The following is a 7,120-nucleotide window of genomic DNA, read 5'->3' on the forward strand; positions in this document are numbered from 1 at the left end:
CACCCCGGGGCTCTTCTCTGCCTCCGCTGTGTCGATGCCGGTCAACACGGCATGGACGTGATCGGCATAGACCGGGACGGCATGGAGCATACCGGCGAATTTTAGATCGCCGGTGAACTTGGCCCGTCCGGTCACCTTGGCGGGGCCGTCGTTGCGCCAGCCCTTTTCCCTCATTTCTGACATAGCCATACACCTCCGGGCGTATCCGGCTCCAGGATCTCCCCGTTCTCCACAACAAGCCGACCGCGCAGGAAGGCCGCCCGGATGGCCACGGTCGTCTTCATGCCGGGATAGGTTTCAAAGGTATCGGCCAAGCTCGAGCAGATGGATCGCTCCGCTCCGCTGGTCCGGAGCACTACCAGATCGGCATCGGCGCCGATCTGAAGGCTCCCCTTGCGAGGGTAGAGCCCAAGGATCTGCGCAGGATGGGCCGAGAGCAGGCGGCGGACAGCCTGCAGGCTCGCATCCGCATCTTTCCCCTCAAAAAGTCTGAACGCCAAGGGGACCAGGGCGCCGATGCCCGCCACGCCGCCCGGGGTGCGGCGGATGTCGCCACCGCCGGAATCCTTGTCCGTCCGGGTGAAGGCGCAGTGATCGGTGGCCAGGCAGTCGATCTCCCCGGCGCGGACCATCTCCGCCAGCTTGCGCCGCGATGCCTCCGGGCGCAGGGGGGGCGCGCAGATCCAGCGCCGGCCGTCCGGCCGCCTCAGCCAGCTTTCGTCGAGGAAAAGAAAGTGCGGGCAGGTTTCGCCGGTGACCAGCGCTTCTCCGGCGGTGCGGATCGCATCCAACCCTGCCGGGGTCGAGACATGGACGATATGGACGTGCGCCCCGGTACGCCGGGCGATCTCGATCAGGCGGCGGATGGCGGTCACTTCCGCCTCAGCCGGCCGGATCCGGGCATGGCTGCGCGGGTCGCTCCAATCAATTTCAGCGCACGCGCGCTCCAGCCGGATGGCGTCAAGGCCTGCTGCCATCTCCCCTCGCCGCGCCCGCTCCAGGATGGCGTCATCCTCGCAGTGGACGAGGACGCGGGCGCTGCGGCTGTGCAGCCGGCTGATGCGCTCCTCCAGCTCCGAATAGGTCGAATAGAGCCCGGCCTCGCGGTAGGTGGTATAGAACTTGAAGGTGGAGAAGCCCGCGGCGATGGCTGCTTCGATCTCCCGCCATCCAGCGGCATCGAAGCGGGTCGGCGTCAGGTGCCAGCCAAAGTCGCAAAAGCTCGTCCCCACCGCCTTCTCTTGCGCACGCGCGATGGCGCTGCTCAGCGATTCCTCACTGCCTTGCGTGATGAAGGAGCAGAGGGTGGTGATGCCGTTTTGCAAGGCGATCTGCGAGGCGCTCCGCCAGGTGTCGGCCAGCCTCTTGCCGCCGATGACATCATCGATATGGGTGTGCAGGTCGATAAAACCCGGCAGGATGGCGCAGCCTGCGGCGTCCAGGATGCGCTCGGCCTGCGTGAATGCTCCGGCCGGAGCGATGGCGGCGATGCGGCCGCTCTCGATGAGCAGATCGGCCTGCTCGAGATGATCGTCGAAGACAAGGGTGCCGTTATGCAGGCATGTCGTTGTGGCGTACATGGGGAAAGCCCGCCTTTCTGTGCGCTGAATGGTTAAATATAGCTTTTTGCGCAGAGGGGTGCAAGAGCTTTGTCAGGGAAAGGGGCTTTTTTCTGGTGTTAGCAGGGATGGTTCGTTTCGAATAAGCATGAGAGAGGAAACAATGGCGCCGCAATGACTGCTGGGGGAATAGAAATCCGCTTTTCGCCATTTCGCTTGACAAAGATTGCAGAGATTTGTAACATACAAAAAACTCGGGAAAATGTCTTGAGAGGGTGGAGCGGGAGAAAGCGCAGTCGAGTTCATGCCGTGAGCTGGATAGTGATATACCGCTTAATACTATCTATAGAGGGAACGGCGTCACTATGAGGGTCATGTTCCGGGGGCTGTTTGACAAGCGCGTCGAGCTGATGGCCGGGAGGTGAACTCACGAAGAGAGGTTTGTGGGCCGCAGCTCATGCGCAACTGAATTAGTTTCTACAAGAATGGATTCAAAATAGTAAGAGATTTGATCGGCTGTTCATGATGCAAATCCTCTGAATAGAGAATCTTGCAGTCAGCTTGCAGTGCGGCGGCAAGAATCAGCGAGTCATAGAATGAATACTGCCACCTTTGCATTAAATCAAGTGCTTGATGGCAGAGATCAACACTAGCAAACACCTGGCAAAGTGGGTGAAGCACAGAATCTAGATAACGTTGACAATCGCGGATCGATAGGGGGGTGGCAAACTTTTTCGTAGCGACATTAAGAAACTCCTGGATGACTTGATAACTGATGCACCCCTTGCTTTCGACCAGTGCCATTTTAATTAGATGGTTGGCTTTTTGCCACTTTACTGGATTTGAAAGATCGAAAGAATAGACAAGTATATTAGTATCGATAAAGAATTTATCTTTCATTTCTTTCTTCCCTAGTGAAGACTTTTCCGGGTTGAGCATAACTCAGTGATTTCATCAGCGACTCGTACTCGGAGCTGTTTGTGCCAGCATTAACAAATTGTTTGAGCCACTCCCGAAAAGTTGCATTCAAGGTAGTTCGCTGCTGCTGAGCTTTTTGGCGTGCCTTTTTGATGAGTTCATCTTCAGCGCTCAATGTTATATTTTTCAACATCATGTACCTCCTTATCACTATGAATGTGTACACTAATTTAGTGTGTTTTTCTGACAAAATCAAGTAAAAAATCCACACCTAATTTACAGAAATAGCATTGTTAAGTGTGTTCACCCAACCTCCGCTTCAAGTCGCTTGGGCAGCGGCAACAGCGATATGAAATAATGCCGCTTTTATGGCTTCAGTTTATGCGACTCGGCGGATCCCACTTCTTGTTAGGCACTGCAAAAGAGTATCAATAATAGCTTTTCTACGCGCGGCTGGCCGCCAGTCATTAGTCTTGGGAGGATAGTCTTATGGTACAGATCCAGGTAGACCAAAAAGCACCCGCCTACGCAGTGCGGGAGGCCTATGTCAACGCTCCGATCCAACTGGTGTGGAACATTTTAGCCAATCTGGAAAAATGGCCAGAATGGAATGACAGCGTCAAGGCGATGGATCTCCAGGGAAACGTCGTGCCAGGCACAGAGTTTCGCTGGACTGCTGGGGGCATGAAAATACGATCGCGTATAGAACAAGTCGATCCTCCGCGGCGTATTGTTTGGTCAGGCCGCACGATGGGCATACGAGCGATGCATAGCTGGACGTTTGCCGAGGAGAAAGAGGGTACGAAAGTACGCACCGAGGAATCATTTGAAGGCTGGATTGTCAAGCTGTTGGCCAGGAAAATGAAAAGGGCATTGAGCGAAGCACTGGAGCAAGGCATTTCAGCACTGAAAAATGAGGCAGAAAAAAGACATCGCGAAATAATGGCCTGAGGCGGGCACCCGACCCGCCAGACCGATGCCTTGAAAGAGTGTGAACTGCTTTTCTTTTTTCAATTCATTCGCCCTGTAAAATTGCTGTGCAGCGGCTGGTGGCGTTTTGGGCTTGTTGGAAAAGTTTGCTATTCTTTGAGTCAGACGCGAAGGAGTTTGAGATTCATGTTTGCGAACGCCATCGTCAGGACACCCGGAAAGAGCATGATAATGGGCTTGACCACAGCCCATCTTGGCGTTCCCGACTATGAACGGGCGCTTCTCCAGCATCAATCCTACATCAAAGCCCTGATCGAATGCGGCTTGAATGTAACGGTGATGCCTGCCGATGAAGAGTTCCCCGACTCCACCTTTGTGGAAGACACGGCGCTGGTGACGCCTCATTGTGCCATTATAACCAATCCCGGGGCCGCATCCAGAAAAGGCGAAACTGCACAGACCAGGGAAGCCGTAAGCCGGTTTTATTCTGACATCGAAGAGATAAGCGAGCCGGGGACGGTGGAAGCCGGTGATGTGCTGATGGTGGGCGGGCATTATTATGTTGGCCTTTCCGGACGGACCAATCGGGCCGGTGCGGATCAGCTCATTCAAATACTCGAAAGCTATGGGATGACCGGTTCGACCATTGAACTGGAACACGTCCTGCATTTGAAAACAGGCGTGGCCTATCTGGAGCATAATAACCTGGTCGTGTCCGGTGAATTTGTAGATAAGCCGGAGTTCGCACGTTTTAATAAAATGGTTGTCCCGGATCAGGAAGCTTACGCCGCAAATTCCATCTGGGTTAACGAAACGGTTCTTGTCCCGGCCGGGTATCCCGTCACAGCCCGCAAAATAGCGGATCTGGGTTATGCGGTTGTTGAAATTGAAATGACCGAATTTAAGAAACTCGATGGCGGTTTGAGTTGTTTGTCGCTGCGGTTTTAATAACAGTCGAGGATGGCATCTAGCCTTCCAGTGCCGGCGGCCTCTGCACCGGTCCGTTGGTTGTGATAATAGTAAAAGGAAAAGGAATGAAGAGATGGGTGACAAATCGGCTAAGCTATCAGGAATGAATATTCGCGCGTTGGCATCACTGGCATTATTTTGCGCAGGGCTATGGTTGGTCCCTTCCGGCATAGCGCTCCATTTCGCCTCACACGATGGGGCCGCCAGGTCGAGCCACCTGTTCATGACTATTCATAACACGGCTTCTTTTCTCTTTTTAATCGCTGCTGTCGTCCATGTGATGATGAATTGGAAGGTTCTCACCCACTATGTGAAGGCAAAAGTCGGAGAGTATCTGAGGTTCAAGCGAGAATTGGTGATTGCCGTCCTGGGTGTGTCAGCGTTCATCATGCTGGTGGCGTTTCATGCGCTCGCCCTTCACTAGTCAGCGACGGTTAGCACCCAGGATGGTCTATACCCGAAAATTGCGACACACAGTTTAGCCGCATGATTTGAATGTTCATAGTGCACAGATCCACTACTTTGGCTGGTATTCGAATAAAGAGCGCGGCGTGCGCAAGCAAGGGGAGGCTGTGACTCGGGCAAAGGAATGCAGCGGTAGCGAGAATTCGGGTGAGTTCATGAAGCTGCGGCGGATGAGCTGGGCGGCCTTGATCAGGAAAGTGTATGAGGTCGAACCGCAGCGGTGTCCGGATTGTGGCGGGGAGATGAAGATCGTCAGTCTTAATGATAAATGTCAACCGGCAGTAGTTGAGAAAATATTACGTCACTGCGGGTTGTGGAAGGAGGTAGTTTCCCGTCCGCCGCCGGCAGTAAGCAGAGTGGCAGACAGTGAGCCGAGCTATGATTATGGCTATTTTGATCTCATCTGCATTTAAAAAGTCCTTCCTAAATTTATTTCTGCCCAAGTTGCACCAACAGCGATATGGCCAGGTTGCATGCTTTTGTGAAATATTTTTGAAATATTGTTTGATTTTCAGATTCTGATTGGATAATTTACCGGCATAAAAGAGGCGATTAGGAGCTCGGATATGGCTTGGCGTTCTGAAAAGGGCGTATCAGGCGCTTGACATAGGACAAATTCCTCGATTTTTTGATCCCCAGCAACATCAAATTTCCTATAAGCTTTCCCTTGTGAAAACTTTTCCGGGTTGAGCGTAACTCAGTGATTTCATCAGCGACTCGTAGTCGGAGCTGTTCGTGCCGGCATTCACAAATTGTTTGAGCCACTCCCGAAATGCTGCATTCAAGGTAGTTCGCTGCTGCTGAGCTTTTTGGCGTGCCTTTTTGATGAGTTCATCTTCGGCGCTCAATGTTATATTTTTCAATATGATGTGTTTCTTTTTTACTATGATTGTGTACACTAATTTAGTGTTTATTTCTAATAAAAAGAAGTGTAAATTTTGCTTTAAAGAGATAGGGATGCTAAGGGATTCACCCGATCTCTGCCTCAAATCGCTTGGGCAGCGACAAGAGTGATATGGAATATAGCTGCATTAATGGCTTCATTTTATGTGACTCGGCAGATCCCACTTCTCGTTGGGCGCCACACAACTATAACAATTATATCAATAATTGATAACAAACTGACATCCTGCTGCACCGAATTGGATCAGCGGGTCTCTCTGGACGTATTTCGGTTGATGAAAAGTTTTATTCGTTGTAACAGTGCTGTCTTATGCTCTTACAACCGGTGAGCAAGCCATTAGCCGAAACAGGAATCCTCAAGTTACGAGAAAAATATGAAAGCAAATGATTTTTTTAAAGATAGAGTAATAATAATCTCCGGTGCTTCCAGTGGAATCGGCAAAGAACTATCCCTGCTATTTGCCAAGTTTCAGGCAAGGCTTGTTCTGGCAGCACGACGCTCTGATAAACTTGCTGAATTGGAAAGCCAAATTCAGAGATCTGGCGGCCAGGCCATTTCAATAAAAACTGACATGTCTCATAGAGCAGAGGTCAGGAAATTAGTTAATACGACGTTGGCTAAATGGAACAGAATTGATATTTTTATTTCAAACGCTGGACAGTATATACAAAGCCCAATCAATAATTCAGGAATGATTGATTTCCAAAAGTCTTTTGACATAAACTTTTTTGGCTCATACTATGCCGTAAAAGAAGCACTACCACACATGATCGAGCAAAAGTCAGGGCATTTTGTTTTAATCAATTCCTTGGATGCAAAAAAAGGAATTGTTGGTGATGCACCCTATGTAGCCGCAAAGTGTGCCCTTGATGGATTGGCTGATGTTCTTCGTCAGGAAGTGAAACCCTATGGAATTATAGTCACGACCGTATATCCTGGTCGAGTAGATACCCCGATGATTCAAGATCTTAAAGTTCCATGGATCTCTGTTAAAATATCGGCAGCCAGGGTTGCGAATGCAGTTGCGCGAGGCATTCTGAAGAGAAAACCAATCATTATTGTGCCGAGATTGTTTTTTCCACTTGGAGCTTTAAATAGCACATCTCCGCGATTGATGGACTGGTTTTATTCGAAATTTCAGCTTGAAGGCAAGAAGATTCTCTGAATAATAACCCGGCTAACCATGCGGCGCAAATATTGAACAATGGTATATTATATGAGAACAAGATGAATCGTGTATTTGATCGGTGCTGAAAAACTCTTAATTGTAAGAAAAATGTAGATTCGAAGTTGATCTGCCCAAAAATAAGAGATTTTTGACGGCCAGTCGTTGGACCAGCTGCCAGATTTTTTCTGGCAAAAAGAAAACTGCCAG

At 50.5% G+C, this 7,120-nt stretch carries 8 protein-coding genes; 4 read left to right on the forward strand and 4 right to left on the reverse strand.

The window, feature by feature from the left end; genetic code table 11:
- The 4 genes from PLH32_11585 to PLH32_11600 form a co-directional block, all read right to left on the reverse strand.
- A partial coding sequence (locus PLH32_11585; GenBank protein HQJ65245.1) for a hypothetical protein occupies positions 1-183 on the reverse strand: 183 nt, incomplete at its 3' end.
- Positions 171-1,580, reverse strand: a complete 1,410-nt coding sequence (locus tag PLH32_11590) for an amidohydrolase family protein (protein ID HQJ65246.1) — start codon at positions 1,578-1,580, stop codon at positions 171-173. The genes PLH32_11590 and PLH32_11585, both read right to left, overlap by 13 nt.
- Before the next feature lie 456 nt (positions 1,581-2,036).
- Positions 2,037-2,459, reverse strand: coding sequence for a PIN domain-containing protein (locus PLH32_11595; protein HQJ65247.1), 423 nt, complete (start codon positions 2,457-2,459; stop codon positions 2,037-2,039).
- Positions 2,449-2,670: a hypothetical protein gene (locus PLH32_11600; protein HQJ65248.1), complete on the reverse strand. Its 222-nt coding sequence runs from the start codon at positions 2,668-2,670 to the stop codon at positions 2,449-2,451. The genes PLH32_11595 and PLH32_11600 overlap by 11 nt, the downstream gene beginning before the upstream one ends.
- A 296-nt stretch (positions 2,671-2,966) precedes the next feature.
- Between PLH32_11600 and PLH32_11605 the strand changes: the two genes are divergently transcribed.
- The 4 genes from PLH32_11605 (at position 2,967) to PLH32_11620 (ending at position 6,910) form a co-directional block, all read left to right on the forward strand.
- Complete coding sequence (locus PLH32_11605) at positions 2,967-3,428, forward strand: SRPBCC family protein (GenBank protein ID HQJ65249.1); 462 nt, start codon at positions 2,967-2,969, stop codon at positions 3,426-3,428.
- Between the two features lie 165 nt (positions 3,429-3,593).
- Positions 3,594-4,355 (forward strand): arginine deiminase family protein, encoded by a 762-nt coding sequence (locus tag PLH32_11610; protein ID HQJ65250.1) that lies wholly within the window; start codon positions 3,594-3,596, stop codon positions 4,353-4,355.
- A 94-nt stretch (positions 4,356-4,449) separates the two neighbouring features.
- Positions 4,450-4,800 carry a DUF4405 domain-containing protein gene (locus tag PLH32_11615; protein HQJ65251.1) on the forward strand — a complete coding sequence of 117 codons (351 nt, stop codon included), beginning with the start codon at positions 4,450-4,452 and terminating at the stop codon, positions 4,798-4,800.
- A gap of 1,318 nt (positions 4,801-6,118) precedes the next feature.
- Positions 6,119-6,910, forward strand: a complete 792-nt coding sequence (locus tag PLH32_11620; protein HQJ65252.1) for an SDR family oxidoreductase — start codon at positions 6,119-6,121, stop codon at positions 6,908-6,910.
- The last annotated feature ends 210 nt before the right edge of the window (positions 6,911-7,120 follow it).

The sequence above is a fragment of the bacterium genome, assembly GCA_035419245.1.
Taxonomy (GTDB): Bacteria; Zhuqueibacterota; Zhuqueibacteria; order Residuimicrobiales; family Residuimicrobiaceae; genus JAKPUX01.

What these genes read in the sequence shown, in the direction of transcription:
- PLH32_11590 (HQJ65246.1), bottom strand. Translation starts at nt 1,580, where the DNA reads ATGTACGCCACAACGACATGCCTGCATAACGGCACCCTTGTCTTCGAC.
- PLH32_11600 (HQJ65248.1), bottom strand. Translation starts at nt 2,670, where the DNA reads ATGTTGAAAAATATAACATTGAGCGCTGAAGATGAACTCATCAAAAAG.
- PLH32_11605 (HQJ65249.1), top strand. Translation starts at nt 2,967, where the DNA reads ATGGTACAGATCCAGGTAGACCAAAAAGCACCCGCCTACGCAGTGCGG.
- PLH32_11615 (HQJ65251.1), top strand. Translation starts at nt 4,450, where the DNA reads ATGGGTGACAAATCGGCTAAGCTATCAGGAATGAATATTCGCGCGTTG.
- PLH32_11595 (HQJ65247.1), bottom strand. Translation starts at nt 2,459, where the DNA reads ATGAAAGATAAATTCTTTATCGATACTAATATACTTGTCTATTCTTTC.
- PLH32_11610 (HQJ65250.1), top strand. Translation starts at nt 3,594, where the DNA reads ATGTTTGCGAACGCCATCGTCAGGACACCCGGAAAGAGCATGATAATG.
- PLH32_11620 (HQJ65252.1), top strand. Translation starts at nt 6,119, where the DNA reads ATGAAAGCAAATGATTTTTTTAAAGATAGAGTAATAATAATCTCCGGT.